Here is a 232-nt window from a genome sequence, read left to right on the forward strand (position 1 = left end):
ACATTTCCGGTCTCTTCATCGTAACGCTCATTTGTAATATCCAGGATATCTAATTGTGATGAACGATTACGGTTTGTATCTGCAAGTATAGGATAAGATACACCTTCAATTCCACCATTGTTTTTTGGAGTATTCAAACAGGCAAAATGAACCTCCGGGGTATCACATGAAGCCCCTATAACTAAAGTGTTTCTTTTTTCAAACTCATCACGTGCAGCTTGGAAAGCATGCA

The 232-nt window shown here is 38.8% G+C and carries 1 protein-coding gene; it reads right to left on the reverse strand.

From position 1 onward, the window contains the following. On the reverse strand, positions 1-232 hold a 232-nt coding region (locus ACY2RT_RS15720), incomplete at both ends, for a redoxin domain-containing protein (RefSeq protein WP_490156841.1).

The organism is Ulvibacter sp. 2210JD10-4 (genome assembly GCF_058148525.1).